The sequence below is a fragment of the Micromonospora sp. NPDC049801 genome, assembly GCF_040656575.1.
Classification (GTDB): domain Bacteria; phylum Actinomycetota; class Actinomycetes; order Mycobacteriales; family Micromonosporaceae; genus Micromonospora.
Map to the genome: position 1 here is coordinate 146,180 of NZ_JBFAMS010000009.1, position 21,816 is coordinate 167,995.

The window sequence follows — 21,816 nt, forward strand, 5'->3', positions numbered from 1 at the left end:
TGACACACGCTCACGGCGAGCCGCGACGCGCGACGGGCCATCGACGCGTACGCCGACGGCCCGTTCGCGCAGGGACCCGGCCCTCAGGCCCAGAGCTGACCTTCCAGCGCGTCCTCGGCGTCGCCGAGGGTGCCGCCGTACGCGCCGGTGGACAGGTACTTCCAGCCGCCGTCGCACACCACGAACGCGACGTCGGCACGGCGGCCGGCGCGGACCGCCTCGTGGGCCACCGCCAGCGCGGCGTGCAGGATCGCGCCCGTGGAGAACCCGGCGAAGATGCCCTCCACCTCCACGAGCTGACGGGTGCGCAGCACCGCGTCCCGCGTGCCGACCGAGAAACGCCGGGACAGCACCGAGGCGTCGTACAGCTCCGGCACGTACCCCTCGTCGATGTTGCGCAGCCCGTAGACCAGCTCGCCGTAGCGCGGCTCGGCCGCCACGACCTGGATGCCCTCGACCTTTTCGCGCAGGTAGCGCCCGGTACCCATCAGGGTGCCGGTGGTGCCCAGTCCGGCCACGAAGTGCGTGATGGTGGGCAGGTCGTGCAGCAGCTCCGGGCCGGTCGTCTCGTAGTGCGCCCGCGCGTTGGCCTCGTTGCCGTACTGGTAGAGCATCACCCAGTCCGGGTGGTCGGCAGCGATCTGCTTGGCCGTCGCGACGGCCTGGTTCGAGCCGCCCGCCGCCTCCGAGAAGATGATCTCCGCCCCGTACATGCGGAGTAGTTGAACCCGCTCGGTCGAGACGTTTTCGGGCATCACGCAGACCAGCCGGTACCCGCGCAGCTTCGCCACCATGGCCAACGAGATACCGGTGTTGCCGCTGGTCGGCTCCAGGATGGTGTCACCAGCCCGGAGCCGGCCCGCCTCCTCCGCCGCGCGGACCATGAACATCGCCGCGCGGTCCTTGATGCTGCCCGTCGGGTTCCGGTCCTCCAGCTTGGCCCAGAGCCGCACCGGCGGCGCCCCGTCGGGCACCGTCGGGGAGAGCCGGGGCAGCCCGACGAGCGGCGTACCTCCGCACGCGTCGAGCAGGCTGTCGTACCGCGCCACGACGGCCGCCCTCAGTGAGCGGCGACGGCGTCGCGAGCCGCTGCCGCGCTGTCCCGGCTGATGCTGTGCGAACTGATCGCCGCTGCCGCGGCGCTGTGCGAGCTGATCGCCGCTGCCGCCGCGAAGCCGAACGCGCCGCCGGCCACGGCCGGCAGGATGGTCACGCTGTCGCCGTCGGAGAGCTTGGCGTCGAGCGCGCCGAGGAAGCGCACGTCCTCGTCGTTGACGTAGACGTTGACGAAGCGGTGCAGCGCGCCGGCGTCGGTGACCAGCCGGCCGCGCAGGCCGGCGTGCCGGGAGTCCAGGTCGGTGAGCAGGTCCGCCAGCGTGTCGCCGGCGCCCTCGACGACCTTGGCGCCGCCGGTGTAGCTACGCAGGATGGTGGGGATGCGAACTTCGATGGCCATGATGTCGTGCTCCTTGATCGGGTGTGCCAACGGTGACGGGAGGAAACGGGTGCGGACGCTGACGGTTCAGCGGCCGGAACACTCGTAGTCGACCGTCGCCGGGCTCTGCCCGAACATGTAGGACTGCACGGCGTGCGGGTCGACCCCGGCCTCCACGATCTGGACCGGCTCCTCGGCCACCACGCCGTCGACGATCCGGAACGAGCGGATCTCCTCCGAGTCGGGCTCGCGGGTCGAGACGAGCAGGTAGTGCGCGTTCGGCTCGCCGGCGAAGGACACGTCGGTACGCGACGGGTACGCCTCGGTCGCGGTGTGCGAGTGGTAGATGACCACCGGCTCCTCGTCGCGGTCGTCCATCTCCCGCCAGACGCGCAGGTGCTCCATCGAGTCGAACTCGTAGAAGGTCATCGACCGCGCGGCATTGTCCATCGGGATGTGCCGGGTCGGGGTGTCGCTGCCGACGGCACCGGCGACGACGCCGCACGCCTCGTCGGGGTGGTCCCGGCGCGCGTGGGCGACGATCGCGTCGATGATCGACCGGTCGATGCTCAGCACGTGTACCAGCCTAACGCCTCCCAGGCAGGGCCTGAAGTGGCGCGGGTCACGCCTAGTCGATCAAGGCGTTGAGCAGCGACTCCTGGAGATATCCGAGATACGCGTAGACCGACAGTTGGAACACCCGGCTCGACCCCGGATCCTCGGTCACCGCGTCGTCCAACTCCTCGCCCAGGTCCGTGCCGTCCTTGATCTCCAGCCGCACGCCCATCGCCAGCCGTGCGTCATTGAGCGCCCTTAGCCACGCCTCGGCCGCCTCGGCGTCCAACCGCACCTCGCCGCCGGCATCGTCGGGCAGCGCGGCCAGGATCGCCCCGGCCTGGTCGATCTTCGCGGTCTTCAGGTCACCCTCGGTGTAGCGGCGGAACTCCGACGTGCTGGCCGCGTCCTCCGGGTACACCGCCGGGAACAGCCGGCCGACGACCGGGTCGGTGTGGTCGAAGCCGTCGGTGAGCAGACCGACCACCTCGGAGGCGACCTTGCGCAGCACCCGCACCTCGTCGACGGCGAAGGTGGCGACGTAGCGGCCCGCCTGCCGCCGGAACATGCTCACGATGCCAGCCCGGTTCGCGACTGCGGGGCTCGCAACCCCGGCTCACTCCTCGCGCTCACGAGCGATCCACCGTTGCCCAGAGCCCGTACGCGTGCAGCTGCGACGCGTCGTGCTCCATGCGCTCGCGGGCGCCCGTCGAGACCACGGCGCGGCCCTTGTGGTGCACGTCCAGCATGAGCTGCTCCGCCCTCTCCCGGCTGTAGCCGAACAGCTTCTGGAAGACCCAGGTCACGTACGTCATCAGGTTGACCGGGTCGTCCCACACGATCGTCACCCATTGCCGGTCGGGCGCCGGCACGTCGTCAGTGGCCGGCGTCTCGACCGGTGCAACCTGTGGAGCCGCCATGCCCCCCATCGTGCCACCGGTTTCCCGGAACCGAGGAACCGGAACGCCGGACGAATCCGGATCGCCCGTCGTGCCCGCCACGAAGCCGCCTCGCACCTCGGCGGAGGCGAGACGCGGAGCGAGGTCGAGCCGCACGGCGGGCACGCTCTCAGGCAAGCAGGATGCCGTGGTCGATCGCATCGGACAGCACCACGCCCAGCGAGAGACGGATCACCTCGAACCGCCGGGAGATCTCGCGGGCGAGCTCCAACTCGACCTCCCGAAGCGCCCGCTGCGACCAGGCCCGCGCCGCGCTGTGGTCGTCGTTTCCCGGGGTACGCCACTGCTGCCAGCATCCGCCGGAGAGCCCCACCGCGATCGGCGGAAGCACCTCGTCACGGGTTGCCGTCGGATAACCGGCGAGTGCGTCGATCGCCTCGACGCCGGTCAGTCCGGCCACTCCCGCCGTACTGGTGACCAGCAGAACCCGGTCCAGGTCGCGTCCCGTGCGGTGGTCGGCCAGGCCGTACTGGACGGCCGTGGCGATCCGCCGACGTACGCCCTCCGTGGGCGGCGTGCCGAGCACCTGGGCGGTGGTGTCCGACACGATGCCCCGCACCGCGCGGTCGCACTGCGCGGTGGCCAGCAGCGACAGTGCCGCCATCTCCCGGTCGAGCAGATCGGGAAGGCCGGCGCAGCCGACCCCGAAGACGATCTCCTGAACGGCCCGCAGATGGATGTTCGCCAGTTCCAGGGCCAGGTGCTGGCGGATCCGCTGGGCGCAGGAGCGGGCCTGCCGGTCGAGCCGTTCGGACCAGTCGCCCGGGTCGGCGGCCACCGCCACGCGGTCGTGCTGCCCCGGCAGCACGGGCGGTTCGGCGCTGGCCCGCTGCAACCCCTCGGTCGCCGACCACCCCACCAACGCCCGGCGCAGGTCGGCCGCGCTGTCGACGCCGTCGACCGGGAACCAGCGGGCGGCGGCCAGGTCGGGGACGGCGGCCAGCAGCGCCGCGCGGTGCGCCGCGACGGTCACCGCGACCGGGTCCACCTCCCCCGAACGGCCGGCCGCCGGCGGGACGGACGCCCCCGTGTCCTCCGTCGTCGCCGTGCCGTCGGCCAGCGGCGCCCAACCGGCCGTGCCGGGCGTCACCGCGAAGACGACCTCCACCGGGGCCGCGGCCACCTCGGCGAGCAGGTTCAACTCCTGGGCGGTGAACGCCTGGTCGGCCGCGATCACGAAGAGCAGCGCGCCGGCCCGGCCGACGGCGTCACGCAGCACCCGGACGCCGGCCACACCGAGCGCGCCGGTGTCCGGCGTGTCGATCAGGGTGAAGTGGCGCAGCAGCGGCTCGGGCACGCTCAGCTCGACCCGCCGGGGCGGGCGGGCCAGTGCCGGGCCGGCCGCGTCCCGGTCCGCGCCGTACGAGTGCGGCTGGCGGTAGCCCGGGACGAACGCCGCCCGCGTCGGCACCTTGGCGTGCCGGACCACCAGCCAACTGCCGGCCGGCACGGTGAGCATCACCGGGTCGAGTCCGACGAGGGTGGCGAGCACGGCACGCCGGTCAGCGCCGGCGGGACCGACGGCGACGACGCCGAGCGGCTCGTCCGACCGGGGATTGGAAACCTCAAGCTCGGTGGGCAACGGGGCGCAACTCGGCGGGTCGGCTGAGCTGGCCATGTCGCCGGGCGAGTCGAGCGAGGGGAGAGGGCCCTGCTGCATCGGGTGGCCTCCCGGAGCTGGCGACCGGCACGCCGGTCGGATGGAAATTCCGGTGACACTACCCGGATGCCCGAAGAGTACGTGTGGCCCGCCGACCAGGCGGAATACCGCAGGTACTCACCGGTAATTGTGCGACTACTCAACTTCGGTGCGTGACGGTGCGGGCGCGGACCGAACTCGATGGATATGCTGCGCGGATGAGTCGATGGAAGTTCGTCGGCCGGACCGATGAACTCAACCGCCTGCTGGCGGCGGTTACCGGCGAGGCCGGCCGAGGGCTCTTCTTCAGCGGCAGCGCCGGCATCGGCAAGAGCCGGCTGCTGCGGGAGGGCGTCAACACCCTGCCCACCGACCGGTACGCCATCTGGTCCATCGCCGCGAGCGCCACCACCGCGGCGCTGCCGTTCGGCGGGCTGGTGCAGGTCCTCCCGGCGGAGCAGCCACAGGGGCTCTCCCCCGCCGGCATCCTGCGCTGGGCGCTGGGCGTGCTGCAACAGCAGGCCGCCGGCCGGCGGATCGTGCTCGCCATCGACGACGCGCACCTGCTCGACCCGCCGTCCGCCGCGCTCGTGCACCTGGTCGCCCGCGCGGACAACGCCACCGTGGTCGGCACCCTGCGCGACGGCGAGCAGATCCCCCTGCCGATCCGCGCGCTGTGGACCGACGACCTGGTCGAGCACGTCGAGCTGACCCCGATGCCACCGTCGGAGACCGCCGGCCTGCTGGCCGCGATCCTGGGCGGGCCCGTCGACGCCAACTCCGCCGACCGGCTCGGGCGGCTGTCGGCCGGCAACCCGCTGCTGCTGCGCGAGCTGGTGCATGCCGCCAACGGCAGCGAGGAGTTGAAGCGCACCTACGGCCTCTGGAAGTGGACCGGGCGACTGGAGCTGGCGCCCAGCCTCACCGATCTGATCGACACCCGCGTCGGGCAGCTCACCGACGGCGTCCGTACGGTCGTCGAGCTGGTCGCCTTCGGCGAGCCACTCGGGCTGCACCTGCTCAACCAGGCCGCCGAGCAGTCCGATGTGGAGTGCGCCGAGGAGCGTGGGCTGATCACCGTCGTCCAGCACGACCGGCGGACGAACGTACGCCTGGCGCACCCGCTCTACGGCGAGGTGATGCGCCGCCGATGCCCGGTCAGCCGCACCCGACGCCTCCAGGCGCACCTCGCCGAACTGCTGGAGCAGGTCGGCAAGCGCCGCCGCGACGACCTGCTGCGGGTGGCGGTCTGGCGGCTCGACTCCGGCACCGCGCAGGACGCCGCCCTGCTCGTGGACGCCGCGATGCAGGCGTTCACCCGGTACGACGTACCGTTGGCGACCCGCCTGGCCCGGGCCGCGCTGCACGCTGACGGCGGCTCGGACGCGGCGGAGCTGCTGGCCACCATCCTGATGTTCGCCGACCGACCGGACGAGGCGCTCAGCGTTCTCGACGCGGTGACCCTGGAGCCCGGCGACGAGCGCCGCCTCTGCCGATGGCTGACCGTCCGCGGCATGGTCAGCTACTGGGGGCTCAGTCGGGAGTCCACGGTGGAGGAGATCGCGAGCCGCGTCGAGCAACTCGGCGACTCCGCCGACCGGGCCCGGGTGCACGCCTTCGAGGCGATCATGCGGCTGCACCGACTGGACACGGCAACCGCCGTACGGCTCAGCCAGACCGTGCTCGACCGGCCCGCGGCCAGCATCGCCGCCCGCGAGCTGGCCCGCAGCACCATCGCGTACGTCCAGGCCGCCGAGGGTCAGCTGACGCGCAGCGGCGCGGCCATCGCGCAGGTGCACTCGGCCGCGGCGAGTTGGCGCACCGACATGCCGTACCTGCAACTGGCCCTGGAGTTGGCGCGCGGCACCCGGCTCATGCTCACCGGCGATCTCGTCGGGATCGACGCGATCGTGGCCGACGAGTTCGCCGACCTCGCGGGGGCCGGTGACTTCCGGCTCGGCACCGGCTACCTGGCGATCCTGGCGGCGTACGCCGCGCGGCTGCGGGGTCAGAGTGACGCGGCCATGCGTACCTCGTTGGGTGCCTGCGCGGTGCTGGCCACCAGCCGGGTCTACGCGGGCCTGGCCCAGGCCGAACGGGCCCAGGCGGCGGCGCTGCGCGGCGACGCGGCGCAGGCCACCGAGGCGATGGCCGAGGCCGACCGCACCCACGCGCCGGGGATGGCGGTGCTCTACCCGTGGTTGGAACAGGCCCGGGGCGCGGTGCTGGCCGTGTCGGGTGACCTGCCGGGCGCGGTGAAGCACCTCGGCGACCTGGCCGACCGGCTTCGCGCCGACGGCTTCGCCGGGCACGAGGTGCACGTCCTGCACGATCTGGTCCGGCTGGACCAGGCCGGTGCGCCGATCGGCCCCACCTGCTCCGACGGCGGGCGGCGGACCGTGGCGCAGCGCCTCGCCGAACTGTCCGAGCGGGTGGACGGGGTGTTGCCGCCGCTGCTGGCCCGGCACGCCCGTGCTGCGGTGACCGACTCGGCGGCGGACCTGCTGTCGGTCGCCGACGACTACGCCGCGCTGGAGCTGACCGTGTACGCCGCCGAGGCCACCGCCCAGGCCCTGCACCGGCTGCGTCAGCAGCACTCGGTGGTGGCCGGCGAGGCACGCGAACGGCTCGCGGGGCTGCTCGGGCGGTGCAACCTGATCCGGACGCCGGCGCTGCGGGCCGGAGCGCCGGTGCTGACCGAACGCGAGTGGCAGGTGGCGCGCCTCGCCGTGCACGGCGCGACCAGCAGGGCCATCGCCGAACGGCTGTACCTCTCCGCCCGCACGGTGGAGAACCACCTCCAGCGGATCTACACCAAACTCGGCGTGACCGGCCGGGCCGAGTTGTGGGCCGCGCTGCGGTCGATCCCGGGCCACGAGGGCGACGACTCGGCCTGAACCTTAGGCTGGGACGGTGAGCACCCTCCGCCCCGCGCTGCTGACCGACCACTACGAGCTGACCATGGTCAGCGCGGCACTCAAGGACGGCACCGCCGACCGCCGCTGCGTCTTCGAGGTGTTCAGCCGCCGGCTGCCCAGCGGCCGACGCTACGGCGTGGTCGCCGGCACCGCGCGACTGATCGAGCTGATCCGCGACTTCCGGTTCGACCCGGCCGAGGTCGACTTCCTGCGTCGCACCGGGGTGGTCGACGACGCGGCGGCGGCCTGGCTCACCGACTACCGCTTCACGGGCGACATCGACGGGTACGCCGAGGGTGAGCTGTTCTTCCCCGGTTCGCCGATCCTGACCGTCTCCGGCGGCTTCGCCGAGTGTGTAGTGCTGGAGACGGTGGCGCTCTCCGTGCTCAACCACGACTGCGCGGTGGCGGCCGCCGCGGCGCGGATGGTCACCGCCGCCCGGGGCCGCGCCCTGATCGAGATGGGGTCACGTCGGGCCCACGAGGAGGCGGCCGTGGCGGCGGCGCGCGCCGCGTACCTGGCCGGTTTCCGGTTCACCTCCAACCTCGCCGCGGGCGAGCGCTACGGCATCCCCACCGCGGGTACGGCGGCGCACGCGTTCACGCTGCTGCACGACGACGAGCGGGCGGCCTTCGCCTCGCAGGTCGCCACGCTGGGCAAGGACACCACGCTGCTGGTCGACACGTACGACATCTCGCAGGGCATCCGCAACGCCATCGCGGTGGCCGGACCGGAGCTGCGGGCGGTCCGGATCGACTCGGGTGACCTGGCGGTGATCGCGCAGCAGTCCCGGGAACTGCTCGACTCCCTGGGCGCGACCGAGACCAAGATCATCGTTTCGGGCGACCTGGACGAGTACTCGATCGCGGCGCTGGCCGCCGAGCCCGTCGACATGTACGGCGCGGGTACGGCCGTCGTCACCGGCTCCGGAGCGCCCACGGCAGGGCTGGTCTACAAGCTCGTCGAGGTCGACGGCCGGCCGGTGGTGAAGCGGTCCGAGCACAAGGCCACCATCGGGGGGCGCAAGGTGGCGGTTCGCCGACACAAGCCCACCGGCACCGCCACGGAAGAGATCATCGTCCCGCAGGGCGTGCCCGACCGGCAGGCCAACGACCGGGTGCTCCAGCGCTCGTACGTGGTCGACGGCGAGCCCGTGGCCCTGCCGACCCTCGATGAGTCCCGGGAACACCTGCGCGAGTGCCTCATCTCCATCCCGTGGGAGGGGTTGAAGCTCTCCGCCGGCGACCCCGCCGTGCCGGTCACCGTCGTACCCGCCGGCTGAGCCCGCCGATCCGACCTCGAAGGGACCCCCGATGGCCAACGCGCTGATCATCGTGGATGTGCAGAACGACTTCTGTGAGGGCGGCTCGCTGGCCGTCCCGGGTGGGGCCGGGGTGGCCGCCGGGATCTCCCGGCTGCTCGCCACCGAGCCGGACCGGTGGCGGCACGTGGTCGCCACGAAGGATTACCACGTCGACCCGGGGGCGCACTTCGGCGATCCGCCGGACTTCGTGGAGTCCTGGCCGCGGCACTGCGTGGTCGGCACCAGCGGCTCGGAGTTCCACCCGGAGCTGGAGACCGGACGGGTCGAGGCGATCTTCCACAAGGGCGAGCACGCCGCCGCGTACTCCGGCTTCGAGGGCCACGCCGACGACGGCGAGTGCCTGGCCGACTGGCTGCGCCGGCACGACGTGGACACCGTCGATGTGGTCGGCATCGCCACCGACCACTGCGTCCGCGCCACCGCGCTCGACGCCGCCCGGGAGGGCTTCGCCACCACGGTCCTGCTGGAACTGACCGCCGCGGTCGCCCCGGAGACCACCGACGTGGCGCTGCGCGCGATGGACGGCGCCGGCGTGGTCCTGCACGGTGAGCCTGTGATCAGGGCCGCATGAGGCGCTAATTGGTTGGCCAACGGTCCGCGACCCGTCGAGGATGTCGCCGGAGGTACGGACCAACGTGAACATCAAGCCTTACCGGACCGCGCTCGCCCTGCCCGGCCTGCGGCCGCTGCTGCTGGTCGCCGTCCTCGCCCGCATCCCGCTCACGGCCACCGGGGTCACCCTGACCTTCCACGTGGTGCTCGACCTCGACCGGGGTTACGGCGCGGCGGGCCTGGTGGGCGCCGCCATCACGATCGGCGCGGCGATCGGCGGCCCGCTGCTCGGCCGCCTGGTCGACCGGCGCGGCCTGCGTCCGGTGCTGGTCCTCACCGGGATCGCCGAGGCGGTGTTCTGGGTCACCGCGCCCTCGCTGGCGTACCCGCTGCTGCTGCCGGCCGCCTTCGTGGCCGGCTCACTGGCCCTGCCGATCTTCTCAGTGGTCCGCCAGTCGATCGCCGCGCTGGTCCCGGAAGATCAACGGCGGCCGGCGTACGCGCTGGACTCCATGTCCGTCGAGCTGTCCTTCATGATCGGTCCGGCGCTGGCGGTGGCCCTGGTCACCGCGATCTCGGCGCAGACCACCATGTAACTCGTCGGTGGCGGCATCGTCGCCGCCGGGGCCGCGCTGTGGCTGCTGAACCCGCCGATTCGGGGCGCGGCCGAGCCGGTCGGCCCACAACGCCAGGTGTCCCGCCGGGAGTGGCTGACGCCCCGGCTGCTCGCCGTACTGGCGCTCAGCACCGCCGCCACCCTGGTCCTCGGGGGTACCGACGTCGCGGTGGTCGCCGTCCTGCGGGCCAGCGGCGAGGCCGGCTGGACCGGCGTCGTCCTGGCCGGCTGGGCGATCGCCTCGCTGATCGGCGGCTTCGCCTACGGGGCCGTGCACCGCTCGCTGTCGCCGCTGGCGCTCACCGCGGCGCTCGCGCTCTGCACCATCCCGGTCGGGCTGGGCGGCGCACACTGGTGGCTGCTCTCTCTCGCGCTGATCCCGGCCGGCGCGCTCTGCGCGCCGACCATCGCGGCCTCCGCCGACGCCGTCAGCCGGCTCGCCCCGGCCGAGGTACGCGGTGAGGCGATGGGCCTGCACGGCTCGGCCGTCACCGTCGGCATCGCGGTCGGCGCGCCACTCGCCGGCGCGGTCATCGACGCCAGCGCGCCACTGTGGGGCTTCGTGGTGACGGGGGCGCTCGGCGCGCTGGTCACCGTGGCCGTGCTCCCGCTGGAACTGCGCCGCCGTCGCAACGCCACCACCCACCCCCCGACGACACCAACCGAGCAGGAACTAGCCGCCACAACCCGCTAGCACCCGGCACCCCCCGCACCCCGGCACCCCCCGCACCCCGCACGCCCGGCACCCCGCACGCCCGGCACCCCGCACGCCCGGCACCCCGCACGCCCGGCACCCCGCACCCCGGCACCCCGGCACCCCGGCACCCCGGCACCCCGGCACCCCGGCACCCCGGCACCCCGGCACCCCGGCACCCCGGCACCCCGGCACCCCGGCACCAAGATCCGCGCAACTTACCTGATGTTGCTGCTTCGAGAGCGCGGGAAGCAGCAACATCCCTGATGTTGCGCGGATCTTGCCCTTGAGTGCGCTCGCGAACAGGAAGCCCTGCCCCTCCCCGCGCCGATCTTGCACAAACTGTCGCCGTTTTGCCCACTTCACCCCTTTGGCCGCGACAGAAAGTGCAAGATCGGCGCGGAGCGGGGTGCGGCGCGGGTGCGCTGGGCCGGCGCGGAGTGCGCGGGGCTGGGCCGAGCGACGCGCGGAGTGCGCGGGGCTGGGGGGTAACGCGACGGGCGCCGCTCCCGGTGGTCCCGGGGGGCGGCGCCCGTCGTGCTGGTTCGGTCGAGCGTCAGTGCCGGTCGAGGTTGCTGGCGGTGTCCTCGGTGTAGGTGGCGCCGCCGTCCGACTCGCTGGTGAGCGGCTTGGCGCCACCCTCCGGCGGGCCGGCCACACTCTGGCCGGCGGCCAGCTCCGGGAACTTCGCGTCGAACGCCGGCCGCTCGGAGCGGATGCGCGGCATCCGGTCGAAGTTGCGCAGCGGCGGCGGGCTGCTGGTCGCCCACTCCAGCGAGTTGCCGTGACCCCAGGGGTCGTTCACCTCGACCACGGGACCGGTCTTGTACGACTTCCAGCAGTTGTAGATGAACGGCAGCGTGGAGATACCGGTGATGAACGCGCCGATCGTGGAGATCGTGTTCAGCGTGGTGAACCCGTCGCCGGGCAGGTAGTCGGCGTACCGACGGGGCATGCCCTCGGCGCCGAGCCAGTGCTGCACCAGGAAGGTGGTGTGGAAGCCGATCATGGTGAGCCAGAAGTGCACCTTGCCCAGGCGCTCGTCGAGCATCCGGCCGAACATCTTCGGGAACCAGAAGTAGATGCCGGCGAAGACCGCGAACACGATGGTGCCGAAGAGCACGTAGTGGAAGTGCGCCACCACGAAGTACGAGTCCGACACGTGGAAGTCGAGCGGCGGGCTGGCCAGCAGCACGCCGGTGAGACCACCGAAGAGGAAGGTGACCAGGAAGCCGACCGCCCAGAGCATGGGCGTCTCGAAGCTGATCTGGCCCCGCCACATGGTGCCGATCCAGTTGAAGAACTTCATACCGGTGGGCACCGCGATCAGGTAGCTCAGGAAGCTGAAGAACGGCAGCAGCACCTGGCCGGTGGCGAACATGTGGTGCGCCCAGACGCTCATCGACAGCGCGGCGATGGAGATGGTCGCGGCGACCAGGCCCTTGTAGCCGAAGATCGGCTTGCGGGAGAAGACCGGGATGATCTCGCTGATGATGCCGAAGAACGGCAGCGCGACGATGTACACCTCGGGGTGCCCGAAGAACCAGAACAGGTGCTGCCAGAGCATCGGCCCGCCGGTGGCGGGGTCGTACACGTGGGCGCCGATCATGCGGTCTGCGGCGAGCGCGAACAGCGCGGCGGCCAGCAGCGGGAAGACCAGGATCACCAGGAGGCTGGTGACCAGGATGTTCCAGGTGAAGATCGGCATCCGGAACATGGTCATGCCGGGCGCGCGCAGGGTGAGCACCGTGGTGATCATGTTCACCGCGCCGAGGATCGTGCCCAGGCCGGAGATGGCCAGACCCATGATCCACATGTTGGCGCCGACGCCGGGCGAGTTCTCGACGCTGCTCAGCGGCGAGTACGCGAACCAGCCGAAGTCGGCGGCGCCGCCCGGGGTGATGAAGCCGGCGGTCGCGATCGTGCCGCCGAACAGGTACAGCCAGTAGGCGAAGCTGTTCAGGCGGGGGAAGGAGACGTCGGGCGCGCCGATCTGGATCGGCACGATGTAGTTCGCGAAGGCGAACACGATCGGCGTCGCGAAGAACAGCAGCATGATCGTGCCGTGCATCGTGAAGAGCTGGTTGTACTGCTCGGGCGACAGGAACTGCAGCCCGGGTCGGGCCAGCTCAGCCCGCATGATCAGGGCCATCACGCCACCGATCAGGAAGAACACGAATGCGGTGATCATGTACATGATCCCGATCTGCTTCGCGTCCGTGGTTCGCAGCAGCCGCGCGATGGCCGACCCCTTGACCGGCTCCCGGACCGGCCAGGGCCGGGTCACGACCGGCTTGGGTGCGACGGTGGTCACGAGTGGCCTCCGGTTCTCGGTTGTCCCGCTCGGCTCACGCTGTTTATCGGCGGGCCGTCATCCGCAAGGAGGATAGTCCCCGGCAGGTCGCAGCGCCGCGTGGGGTGGCGTGACACGATCTACAACGGGCCTACAGCGGGCCGACCAGTAGCCGGTAGTGCTCCCCGAAGATCCGGCCGCCGCGTCCGCGCAGCAGCGGGTCGCGCAGCGCCGGCGGGACGTCCCGGGTCCGGTTGCGGTCCCGGGTCCGGTCGGCCACCCATCGGGTACGCGGGCGACGACGACTCTCGTACGCCATCAGCGCCGCCTCGACGCTGCCGGCCGCGCGCAGTGATTCGGCCAGCACCACGGCGTCCTCGAGGGCCATCGCCGCGCCCTGCGACAGGGTGGGCGCGGTGGCGTGGGCGGCGTCGCCGACCAGCAGCACCCTCCCCCGGTGCCAGCGACCCAGCTCGACCTCGTCGGTGATCCCGACGTCCACCCGGTCGAGTGTGTCGAGCACCTCGGGCACCGGGCCCCGGTAGTCGGCGAAGAGTTCCCGCAGCCGGGCCAGCGGGTCCGCGGGCGGCTCGGTGCCCACCTCGTCGGCGTAGCAGTGCAGCCGGCCCTCCCCGATCGGCACGAGCAGCAGGCCGCAGCGCTGCCCCAGCAGCGCGGTCCAGTCGGTGACGGCCGGACCGTCGCGCAGGACGGCCCGGTAGACGACGTGCCCGGCCGGGCGGGGTGGCCCGCCGAGCGCGGCCAGGGTCCGGACCGACGATCGCGGTCCGTCGGCGCCGATGACCAGGTCGTACTCGGTGCGGGTGCCGTCCGTGAAGGTGACGCCGACGGCGCCCGGCAGCAGCTCCAGGGTGCGGACCTCGGCGCCGTGGCGGACGGCGCCGCCGGCGCCGCTGAGCAGGACCCGGTGCAGGTCGCTCCGGGGCAGCGCCCGGCACTCCCCGACGCCGGCCCAGAGCGCGTCCAGGTCGACCTGGCAGAGCGGGGCCCCGGAGGCGTCGAAGAAGCGCTGCCGGTGGATCACCTGCCCGAGCGGGCGGACGGGATCGTGCAGGTCCAGCCGGTGCAGCGCGCGGGCGGCGTTGCCGGGCAGGTAGAGGCCGACATCGGTCGACTCTCCCGCCGGCAGCTTGTCGGTCACATCCGGCCGGAAGCCCGCCAGGCGCAGGGCCCGGGCCACGGCCAGGCCGGCGATGCCCGCGCCGACGATGAGGATGCGCAGGGGGGAGCTACGCATGGTGGTGTACGCCTCCGGAGGGGAACGGCACGCGTTGGAGGCAACACGCTACTCGGAGCGATCGACGCACACCAGAGCCGATCGGCCCGGCGCGAACCGCTCGCCGTCGGCCGCTGCCGCTGACCGGGAGGTGGGCTGACAGCCGACCGGAGGGGCATGGCAATCCTCACAATTCGCCAGTTTGACGCATGCGGTTGCGCCACAGTTTCAGACATGTAAATGTGTCGTTGAGCGTGGGAGCGCTCCCGCACCACCCCACCACAGCCGGCGCCCAGCTTGCGCCGAGTCAAGGAGCGTCATGAAGCGTCACCTTCGAGCCCTGGCCGCCGCCGGGCTGCTGCTCACCAGTTCCCTCGTGGCCGTGGCCTTCGGCGGCAGCGCCTCCGCCGACACCCTGATCTGCGAGCAGTACGGCTCCACCGTGATCCAGGGCCGCTACGTGGTGCAGAACAACCGGTGGGGCACGACCGCCCAGCAGTGCATCAACGCCACCAGCAACGGCTTCGAGATCACCACGCTGAACGGCAGCAGCCCCACCAATGGCGCGCCCACGGCGTACCCCTCGATCTTCTTCGGCTGTCACTACACCAACTGCTCCCCCGGCACGAACCTGCCGATCCAGGTGTCGCAGATCAGCAGCGCCACCAGCAGCATCAGCTACCGGTACGTGAGCGGCGCGACCTACAACGCCTCGTACGACATCTGGCTGGACCCGTCACCCAAGCGGGACGGCGTGAACCAGATGGAGATCATGATCTGGCTCAACCGCCAGGGCCCGATCCAGCCCATCGGCTCGGTGGTCGGCACGACGAACCTGGCCGGCCGGACCTGGGAGGTCTGGCGCGGCAGCAACGGCTCCAACAACGTCATCTCGTACGTCGCGCAGTCCACGACCTCCAGCCTGAACTTCAGCGTCATGGACTTCGTCAACGACACCCGCAACCGGGGCGCGATCACGAACTCCTGGTACCTGACGAGCATCCAGGCCGGCTTCGAGCCGTGGCAGGGCGGCGTCGGGCTCGCGGTGACCTCGTTCTCGGCCAACGTCAACGGCGGCGGCAACCCCACCAACCCGCCGCCGACCACCCCGCCGCCGGGCGGCACCTCGGGCTGCGCGGTCAAGTACACGGCCAACTCGTGGAACAACGGCTTCACCGCCGACGTGCAGATCACCAACACCGGGTCCAGCGCGATCAACGGCTGGACGCTGAACTACAACCTGCCCGGCGGGCAGACGGTCACCAACGCCTGGAACGCGACGGTCAGCCAGAGCGGATCCGCGGTGACCGCCCGAAACGTGAGCCACAACGGGTCGCTCGCCCCCGGCGGCACGGCCAGCTTCGGCTACCAGGGGACGCTGAACGGGTCGTACTCGTCCCCGAGCAGCTTCTCGCTGAACGGCAGGAGCTGTACGCGTAACTGAGTCGACGGCACAACGGCGGGGCGCGACCGAGCGGTCGCGCCCCGTTCACGTCGCGAGTGAAAGAATCACGCTTAACTATGCATTAATATTATCTCGGTAGCTTTCGCAAGATGTCGACTTTAGCGTCATTTCGGCACGATATCCCCTCGTCGATCGTGGTCTTCCTGATCGCCATCCCGTTGTCCCTGGGCATCGCCGCCGCCTCCGGAGCACCGCTGCTGGCCGGACTGATCGCCGCCGTCGTGGGCGGGGTGGTCGCCGGCGCGCTCAGCGGAGCGCCGCTTCAAGTCAGCGGACCAGCGGCCGGGCTCACCGTGATCGTCGCGGGCACCATCGCCGAGTTCGGTTTCGCCGGCACCGCCGCGATCGTGACCGTCGCCGGACTGCTGCAGATCCTGCTGGGCATCACCCGCCTCGGGCGGGCCGCGCTCGCGCTGTCGCCAACCGTCGTACACGGAATGTTGGCCGGCATCGGCCTGGTCATCGCGTTGAGCCAGGTGCACGTCGCGCTCGGCGGCGCGCCCCAGAGCTCCGCGTGGGCGAACCTACGTGACCTGCCCGGCCAGGTCGCCGACCACCACAGCGTGTCCGTGCTGCTCGGCGCGCTGACCATCGGGCTGTTGCTGGTCTGGTCCCGCCTGGTCAAGACCACCATGCTGCCGGCGACCCTGGTGGCGGTGGTGGTCACCACCGTGGTGGCGACGGTCCTCGGCGCCGACGTGGAGCGGGTGAATCTGCCCGCCAACCCCTTGAACGCGCTCGCCCTCCCCCGCTGGCCCGACTCGCCGCCGTGGGAGGTCCTCCCGGCAGTCGTCACCATCGCCCTGGTGGCGAGCGTGGAGTCTCTTCTCTCGGCGGTGGCCGTCGACCGCATGCACCACGGCCCACGCGCGAACCTCGATCGGGAGCTCATCGCCCAGGGCGCCGCGAACGCCGTGTCCGGAACGCTCGGCGGCCTCCCGGTGACCGGCGTCATCGTGCGCAGCTCGGCCAACGTCGCCGCCGGGGCACGCACCCGGGCGTCGGCCATCCTGCACGGCGTCTGGATCGCCGGGTTCGTGCTGGCCGGCTCCGCGCTGCTGGAGATGATCCCGATGGCCGCCCTCGCCGCCGTTCTCGTGGTGGTCGGCCTGCGGTTGGTGAGCCTCGCCCAGATCCGTACGTACGCCCGACACCGGGAGCTGCCCATCTACGTGGTCACCGCGCTCGGCGTGGCCGCGACGGACCTGCTGATCGGGGTCGGGCTGGGCATGGCGACGGCCGCGCTGTTCATGTTGTGGCGGTTGGCCCGCTGCGACATCCACGTCACCGAGCCGAACCCCGGCGCCTGGCACGTGTCGATCACCGGAACGCTCGCCTTCGTCGCCTGCGGACGGCTCACCCGCCGACTCACCGCCCTGCCCCCGGGGCAGCACGTCGACGTCGAGCTGCACCTCGACTATCTCGACCACGGCGCCTACGAGACCATCCGCGACTGGCAGGCGTCCTACACGCGGTCCGGTGGCAACGCGCAGGTCAGCGAGGTGCACGGCTCGTGGCTCCATCGAGCGGGCACCGACGGGCTCGGCACCGGCAAACGCACCGCCCTCTGCGTGACTCGGGGTCGTCGGTCTGCGGAGGCGCAGGGGCTGACCCGTCAACCGTCGGGGTGATGATCCACTCGGGATCCTTGACGTCGGGGCATCCTCGGACGAGGGACACCCCGACATCCGGGAAGTCGAGCCGATCAAGCCGGGGCGGGGCGCGTCACGCGGGTCAGACCCGGGTGAGGCGTACGGCGTCGGCGATGACCAGGCCCGTTGCGTTGCTCCAGCGACTCACCGCCACCCGGTTGGCGTCCCCGGCGGGCAGGGTGAACGTGCCGAGAACGCGCCACTGCCCGCCGGTCGCCCGCTGGTCGACGTAGACCGTGCGGTTGCCGGTGGTGGTGGCGACGATGTACGGGGTGGCGCTGTTGTAGCCGCTGTTCGTCGGCCACCACGCGTCCACCCGGTAGTTGCCGGTCGCCGGGACGTTGAACCGGTACCAGGCCGGGTCGCTGGCCGCGACGGGATCGGCGTAGCGGTAGTCGGCGCCGTACCGCTGGGTGGAGAACGTCGACACACCCCAGCTGGCGCTGGCCGTGAAGCGACCCGAGGTCGTGTTGTCCACGACCGACGACCAGGCTGTGCTGCCGCCGGCCATCTTCGCGGCTACGTCGGCCCGCATCACGTTCAGGTCGATGAAGGACGGGTCGATCTTGCCGGTGGTGCTGGTCTCCCGGTGACCGCGGGCATAGCTGCTGTCCCGACCCAGCCGGGTGAGCACGGCGGCCGTGGCGGCGATCGACGCGTTGTACTGCGCGGTCGTCATCTGCTGGTCGACGCCGTTGTAGTCGATCTCCCACCCGATCATCAGGGTGTTGCCGTCACCCGCGGGGATGGGTCCGCTGCCGCCGCTGACCCCGGCGTGGTTACAGCGGCCGGCGGAGATCACGTGGAAGACGCCGTTGTAGTCGACGAGGGCCTGACAGAGCGGGCCGGCCAGGTCGGAGCGACCGTTGATGCAGATGCCCAGCGCCGGGTGCGGGTTGCTGGCGCTGGAGGTCGAGGCGGTGTGGTGCCAGAGCACCCCGATCGGGTCGAAGGAGCCGGGCCGCATCCGGTTGAGCCAGTCGCCTTCGACGACGACCTGGACCCCGGCGGCGCGCAGCACGTCCACGAGCCACGGGATGGTCGCCATCAGGAGTCCTGCAGCAGGTCGGCCAGGCACTCGGCCTTCGGCGCGGCGCTCGCCGGTGCGGGTCGGACGGCGAGGGTGGTCAGCGCGGCGGCCACCAGGGCGGGGATGCCGAGCACCCCACGACGGCGCAGACGGACGGACGGTGGTCGGGCCATGGCGATCCTCCAGCTGAGGCGGGTGGGGAACGGATCGACGGACGTGATGACGGCACGCTATACCGTCACACGCGTCAATGTCGATACCCTTCACCTGCCACCCGAAGCCTGAAGGATTCCGCCGTTTCAGGCGTCGCCGAGCGCGTCGATGTCGCGCATCTCCTCCGCCGTCAGTGAGAAGTGGAAGACGTCGAAGTTGGCGGTGATCCGCTCCGGCGTCACCGACTTGGGGATCACCACGATCTCGTGGTCGATGTGCCACCGCAGCACCACCTGCGCCGGTGAGACGCCGTGCGCCGCGGCGATCCTGGTCAGCACCGGATCGCTGAGATCGCTGGTCTTGAACGGGCTGTACCCCTCCAGCACGACGCCCCGGTCCCGGTGCTCGGCGTGCCGCTGCCGGTCGTACAGCGCGGGACTCCACCGGATCTGGTTGACCGCCGGGTTCTCCTCGGTCGACTGGATCAGCTCATCGATCTCGCTCGTGCTGTAGTTGCTGACCCCGACGGCCCGGGTCAGGTTCTCGTCCCGGGCGGCCAGCAACTCCCGCCACAGCGGGATGCTGTCGGCCGCCGACGACGGCGGCCAGTGGATCAACCAGAGGTCCACCTGGTCGACGCCGAGCGCCTCGAGGCTGGCCTCCAGGGTCTCGCGCTCCCGGCCGATCCGGTCCGGCGGCAGCTTCGTGGTGAGGAAGATGTCCTCCCGACGCAGCCCGCTCTCCCGGACCGCCCGACCCACCTCCCGCTCGTTGCCGTACACGGTGGCGGTGTCGAGGTGCCGGTAGCCGGTGTCGAGCGCGGCCAGCACGGCGTCGTAGCCCGCCTGGCCGGTGGCCTGCCAGGTGCCGAAGCCGAGCAGGGGCATTCGCACGTCACCCGGAAGCAGGGCGGTGGGCTGGTCACGGAGGTCCATGAAGTCCGTTTTACCCCGCCTCATGCCCGGCCGCCGAGCGAATCGGACACTCCGGCGGCCCGCACAAGGGCCCGTTTTGCCGGAGAATGCGGGTGTGACGGACCGGCTGGACGAGTACCGACGCCGGCGCGACGCGGCCCGCACCCCGGAACCCGTGCCGCGGGCGACGCCCCGGCCGGCCGGTGACGACGGCGACCGCGCCCGCTTCGTCATCCAGCAGCACCACGCCCGCAGCCTGCACTGGGACCTGCGGTTGGAGCACGAGGGCGTGCTCGCGTCCTGGGCGGTGCCGCGCGGCCTGCCCCGCGACCCGGGCCGCAACCACCTCGCCGTCCATACCGAGGACCACCCGATGGAGTACCTCGACTTCGCCGGCGAGATCCCGGCCGGCGAGTACGGGGGCGGCCGGATGATCATCCACGACCGGGGCACGTACCGCTGCGAGAAGTGGCGCGACGACGAGGTCATCGTGACGCTCTCCGGCGCGCGCACCGTGGGCCGCTACGCGCTGTTCGCCACCGGCGGCCGGGACTGGATGATCCGCCGCACCGATCCCGCGCCGCCGGGCTGGACGCCGATGCCCGAACTGGTCCGCCCGATGCGCGCCACCCCCGCCGCCGGGCTGCCGCGCGACGCCGGCAAATGGGGGTACGAGCTGCGTTGGGACGGGGTCCGCGCGGTGGCGTACGTCTCCGGCGGGCGGCTACGGCTGCTCTCCGAGACCGACGAGGAGATCACCGGCGGGTACCCGTGGCTGCGCGCGATGGCCGAGGCCCTGGCGCCGACCGAGGCGGTGCTCGACGGCGTGCTGGTGCGCATCGACGGATCGGGCCGGGTGCGTCCGGCACGCCCGACCAGCGGGGGCCGGGTGCCGACCGGCGCGCAGTTCCTGCTCGTCGACCTGCTGTGGTTGGAGGGTGTGAGCAGCGTCGACGTCCCGTACGCGCAACGCCGGGAACTGCTCGATGGGCTGGCGTTGGCCGGTACGCACTGGCAGACTCCGCCGTGGTTCTCCGGTGCCGGCGACGAGGCCCTGCGCACCGGGCGGGAGCAGGGGCTGCCCGGTGTGGTCGCCAAGCGGCTCGACTCGGTCTACGAGCCGGGCGTACGCAGTCGGCGCTGGTTGAGTGTCGACGCGGCCTGACGGCGAGGAGCGACGTGTACCTGACCCACCTGGACTGCCCGCGCTGCGGCTTGGAGTACGCCGCCGACGAGGTACAGAACCTCTGCGACTGTGGTTCGCCGCTGCTGGCCCGGTACGACCTGCCGGCGGTCGCGAAGGCGGTCACCCCGGAGCGCTTCGGCCTGCGCCCAGCCGACCTGTGGCGGTACCGGGAGCTGCTGCCGGTCGCCGACCCCCGGCACGTCACCACGCTCGGCGAGGGTTGGACGCCGCTGCTGCGCGCTCCCTCGTACGGTGCCGAGATCGGCATCGCGGATTTGATGGTCAAGGACGAAGGGCTGATCCCGACCGGCTCGTTCAAGGCGCGGGGCGCGGCGGTCGGCGTGAGCCGGGCCCGCGAGCTGGGCATCAAGCGGATCGCGATGCCCACCAACGGCAACGCCGGGTCGGCCTGGGCAACCTACGCGGCGCGCGCCGGAATGGGCGCCACGATCGTCATGCCGCTGGCGGCGCCGACCATCTGCCGGCGCGAGTGCGTGGCCGCCGGCGCCGACCTGCGCCTGGTGGACGGGCTGATCAGCGACGCCGGCCGGCGGGTGGCCGAGCTGGTCGCCGAGTCGGACGGCGCGATCTTCGACGCCGGCACGCTGCGCGAGCCCTACCGGCTCGAGGGCAAGAAGACGATGGGGTACGAGATCGTCGAGCAGCTCGGCTGGCAGGCGCCCGACGTGATCATCTATCCGACGGGTGGCGGGGTCGGCCTGATCGGCATCCACAAGGCGCTGCACGAGATGCGCGAGCTGGGCTGGGTCGGCGACAAGCTGCCCCGGCTGGTGGCGGTGCAGTCGACCGGCTGCGCGCCGATCGTGTGGGCCTTCGCCGCCGGTGAGTCCCGGGCCCGCCCGTGGGCGGACGCGCACACGGTGGCGTTCGGCATCACCGTGCCGTCGCCGCTGGGTGACGAGCTGATCCTGGCGGCGCTGCGGGCATCAGCCGGCACCGCCGTCGCCGTCGACGACGCCGAGATCCTGACCGACCTGCGGGACTTCGCGGCCCGGGAAGGGCTGCTGCTCTGCCCGGAGGGCGCGGCCTGCCTGACCGCCGCGCGCCAGCTACGCGCCGGTGGCTGGATTCGGGCCGGGGAACGGGTGGTGGTGCTCAACACCGGCGCGGGGTTGAAGTATCCGGAGACGGTCGACGTCTCCGGCGTACCCGTGCTGGCCTGAGCCGGCATCC

The 21,816-nt window shown here is 71.9% G+C and carries 18 protein-coding genes and 1 pseudogene; 8 read left to right on the top strand and 11 right to left on the bottom strand.

The features are described from left to right. Nucleotides 1–83: 83 nt before the first annotated feature. The 6 genes from AB0I89_RS18275 to AB0I89_RS18300 all read right to left on the bottom strand — a co-directional run bounded on the left by AB0I89_RS18275 (nucleotide 84) and on the right by AB0I89_RS18300 (nucleotide 4,609). Nucleotides 84–1,049: a pyridoxal-phosphate dependent enzyme gene (locus AB0I89_RS18275; protein WP_357127683.1), complete on the bottom strand. Its 966-nt coding sequence runs from the start codon at nucleotides 1,047–1,049 to the stop codon at nucleotides 84–86. A gap of 11 nt (nucleotides 1,050–1,060) precedes the next feature. Then, nucleotides 1,061–1,456 carry a MoaD/ThiS family protein gene (locus AB0I89_RS18280; protein WP_357127686.1) on the bottom strand — a complete coding sequence of 132 codons (396 nt, stop codon included), beginning with the start codon at nucleotides 1,454–1,456 and terminating at the stop codon, nucleotides 1,061–1,063. A gap of 66 nt (nucleotides 1,457–1,522) precedes the next feature. Continuing rightward, a complete protein-coding gene (locus AB0I89_RS18285) occupies nucleotides 1,523–2,011 on the bottom strand; it encodes a M67 family metallopeptidase (RefSeq protein WP_357127689.1) in 489 nt (162 codons plus the stop codon). A 52-nt stretch (nucleotides 2,012–2,063) separates the two neighbouring features. Continuing rightward, nucleotides 2,064–2,558 (bottom strand): DUF2017 domain-containing protein, encoded by a 495-nt coding sequence (locus tag AB0I89_RS18290; RefSeq protein ID WP_357128035.1) that lies wholly within the window; start codon nucleotides 2,556–2,558, stop codon nucleotides 2,064–2,066. A gap of 61 nt (nucleotides 2,559–2,619) precedes the next feature. Next, entirely contained in the window at nucleotides 2,620–2,910 is a 291-nt protein-coding gene (clpS, locus tag AB0I89_RS18295) for an ATP-dependent Clp protease adapter ClpS (RefSeq protein WP_039905549.1), read from the bottom strand. Nucleotides 2,911–3,058: 148 nt separating this feature from the next. Next, nucleotides 3,059–4,609, bottom strand: coding sequence for a hypothetical protein (locus AB0I89_RS18300; RefSeq protein ID WP_357127692.1), 1,551 nt, complete (start codon nucleotides 4,607–4,609; stop codon nucleotides 3,059–3,061). Nucleotides 4,610–4,806: 197 nt separating this feature from the next. On the opposite strand from AB0I89_RS18300, the gene AB0I89_RS18305 reads away from it, so the two are divergent. The 4 genes and pseudogenes from AB0I89_RS18305 to AB0I89_RS18320 all read left to right on the top strand — a co-directional run bounded on the left by AB0I89_RS18305 (nucleotide 4,807) and on the right by AB0I89_RS18320 (nucleotide 10,692). Beyond that, entirely contained in the window at nucleotides 4,807–7,485 is a 2,679-nt protein-coding gene (locus AB0I89_RS18305; protein WP_357127695.1) for a LuxR C-terminal-related transcriptional regulator, read from the top strand. A gap of 16 nt (nucleotides 7,486–7,501) precedes the next feature. After that, the gene (locus tag AB0I89_RS18310; RefSeq protein ID WP_357127698.1) at nucleotides 7,502–8,788 is read left to right on the top strand and encodes a nicotinate phosphoribosyltransferase; all 1,287 of its coding nucleotides are present in this window, start codon (nucleotides 7,502–7,504) and stop codon (nucleotides 8,786–8,788) included. Between the two features lie 31 nt (nucleotides 8,789–8,819). Next, entirely contained in the window at nucleotides 8,820–9,401 is a 582-nt protein-coding gene (locus AB0I89_RS18315) for an isochorismatase family protein (RefSeq protein ID WP_357127700.1), read from the top strand. Between the two features lie 40 nt (nucleotides 9,402–9,441). After that, a pseudogene (locus tag AB0I89_RS18320) lies at nucleotides 9,442–10,692 on the top strand (MFS transporter). Nucleotides 10,693–11,248: 556 nt separating this feature from the next. Here the strand turns inward: AB0I89_RS18320 and ctaD are convergent. Together ctaD and AB0I89_RS18330 are read right to left on the bottom strand one after the other, a co-directional pair. Beyond that, complete coding sequence (ctaD, locus tag AB0I89_RS18325; protein WP_357127703.1) at nucleotides 11,249–13,006, bottom strand: cytochrome c oxidase subunit I; 1,758 nt, start codon at nucleotides 13,004–13,006, stop codon at nucleotides 11,249–11,251. Nucleotides 13,007–13,136: 130 nt separating this feature from the next. Further along, nucleotides 13,137–14,243 carry an FAD-dependent monooxygenase gene (locus AB0I89_RS18330; protein WP_357127706.1) on the bottom strand — a complete coding sequence of 369 codons (1,107 nt, stop codon included), beginning with the start codon at nucleotides 14,241–14,243 and terminating at the stop codon, nucleotides 13,137–13,139. 298 nt (nucleotides 14,244–14,541) lie between these two features. Between AB0I89_RS18330 and AB0I89_RS18335 the strand changes: the two genes are divergently transcribed. Then, the gene (locus tag AB0I89_RS18335) at nucleotides 14,542–15,666 is read left to right on the top strand and encodes a cellulose binding domain-containing protein (RefSeq protein WP_357127709.1); all 1,125 of its coding nucleotides are present in this window, start codon (nucleotides 14,542–14,544) and stop codon (nucleotides 15,664–15,666) included. A gap of 110 nt (nucleotides 15,667–15,776) precedes the next feature. Further along, the gene (locus AB0I89_RS18340; RefSeq protein ID WP_357127712.1) at nucleotides 15,777–17,318 is read left to right on the top strand and encodes a SulP family inorganic anion transporter; all 1,542 of its coding nucleotides are present in this window, start codon (nucleotides 15,777–15,779) and stop codon (nucleotides 17,316–17,318) included. A 103-nt stretch (nucleotides 17,319–17,421) separates the two neighbouring features. On the opposite strand, the gene AB0I89_RS18345 is transcribed toward AB0I89_RS18340, so the two are convergent. The 3 genes from AB0I89_RS18345 to AB0I89_RS18355 all read right to left on the bottom strand — a co-directional run bounded on the left by AB0I89_RS18345 (nucleotide 17,422) and on the right by AB0I89_RS18355 (nucleotide 19,457). Beyond that, nucleotides 17,422–18,387 carry an N-acetylmuramoyl-L-alanine amidase gene (locus AB0I89_RS18345; RefSeq protein WP_357127715.1) on the bottom strand — a complete coding sequence of 322 codons (966 nt, stop codon included), beginning with the start codon at nucleotides 18,385–18,387 and terminating at the stop codon, nucleotides 17,422–17,424. Next, a complete protein-coding gene (locus tag AB0I89_RS18350) occupies nucleotides 18,387–18,542 on the bottom strand; it encodes a hypothetical protein (protein WP_357127718.1) in 156 nt (51 codons plus the stop codon). The genes AB0I89_RS18345 and AB0I89_RS18350 overlap by 1 nt, the downstream gene beginning before the upstream one ends. Before the next feature lie 126 nt (nucleotides 18,543–18,668). Next, on the bottom strand, nucleotides 18,669–19,457 hold the full coding sequence (locus tag AB0I89_RS18355; RefSeq protein ID WP_355051899.1) for an aldo/keto reductase: 789 nt from the start codon (nucleotides 19,455–19,457) through the stop codon (nucleotides 18,669–18,671). 94 nt (nucleotides 19,458–19,551) lie between these two features. On the opposite strand from AB0I89_RS18355, the gene AB0I89_RS18360 reads away from it, so the two are divergent. Both AB0I89_RS18360 and AB0I89_RS18365 read left to right on the top strand, forming a co-directional pair. Beyond that, nucleotides 19,552–20,601, top strand: a complete 1,050-nt coding sequence (locus AB0I89_RS18360) for a DNA polymerase ligase N-terminal domain-containing protein (protein ID WP_357127721.1) — start codon at nucleotides 19,552–19,554, stop codon at nucleotides 20,599–20,601. A 14-nt stretch (nucleotides 20,602–20,615) separates the two neighbouring features. Further along, complete coding sequence (locus AB0I89_RS18365; protein ID WP_357127724.1) at nucleotides 20,616–21,806, top strand: threonine synthase; 1,191 nt, start codon at nucleotides 20,616–20,618, stop codon at nucleotides 21,804–21,806. The last annotated feature ends 10 nt before the right edge of the window (nucleotides 21,807–21,816 follow it).

Excerpts from the sequence above, each read along its gene's own strand:
- AB0I89_RS18315 (WP_357127700.1), top strand. The coding sequence starts at position 8,820 with ATGGCCAACGCGCTGATCATCGTGGATGTGCAGAACGACTTCTGTGAG.
- AB0I89_RS18335 (WP_357127709.1), top strand. The coding sequence starts at position 14,542 with ATGAAGCGTCACCTTCGAGCCCTGGCCGCCGCCGGGCTGCTGCTCACC.
- AB0I89_RS18300 (WP_357127692.1), bottom strand. The coding sequence starts at position 4,609 with ATGCAGCAGGGCCCTCTCCCCTCGCTCGACTCGCCCGGCGACATGGCC.
- AB0I89_RS18345 (WP_357127715.1), bottom strand. The coding sequence starts at position 18,387 with ATGGCGACCATCCCGTGGCTCGTGGACGTGCTGCGCGCCGCCGGGGTC.
- AB0I89_RS18350 (WP_357127718.1), bottom strand. The coding sequence starts at position 18,542 with ATGGCCCGACCACCGTCCGTCCGTCTGCGCCGTCGTGGGGTGCTCGGC.
- AB0I89_RS18290 (WP_357128035.1), bottom strand. The coding sequence starts at position 2,558 with ATGTTCCGGCGGCAGGCGGGCCGCTACGTCGCCACCTTCGCCGTCGAC.
- clpS (WP_039905549.1), bottom strand. The coding sequence starts at position 2,910 with ATGGCGGCTCCACAGGTTGCACCGGTCGAGACGCCGGCCACTGACGAC.
- AB0I89_RS18355 (WP_355051899.1), bottom strand. The coding sequence starts at position 19,457 with ATGGACCTCCGTGACCAGCCCACCGCCCTGCTTCCGGGTGACGTGCGA.
- AB0I89_RS18280 (WP_357127686.1), bottom strand. The coding sequence starts at position 1,456 with ATGGCCATCGAAGTTCGCATCCCCACCATCCTGCGTAGCTACACCGGC.
- AB0I89_RS18340 (WP_357127712.1), top strand. The coding sequence starts at position 15,777 with ATGTCGACTTTAGCGTCATTTCGGCACGATATCCCCTCGTCGATCGTG.
- AB0I89_RS18305 (WP_357127695.1), top strand. The coding sequence starts at position 4,807 with ATGAGTCGATGGAAGTTCGTCGGCCGGACCGATGAACTCAACCGCCTG.
- AB0I89_RS18330 (WP_357127706.1), bottom strand. The coding sequence starts at position 14,243 with ATGCGTAGCTCCCCCCTGCGCATCCTCATCGTCGGCGCGGGCATCGCC.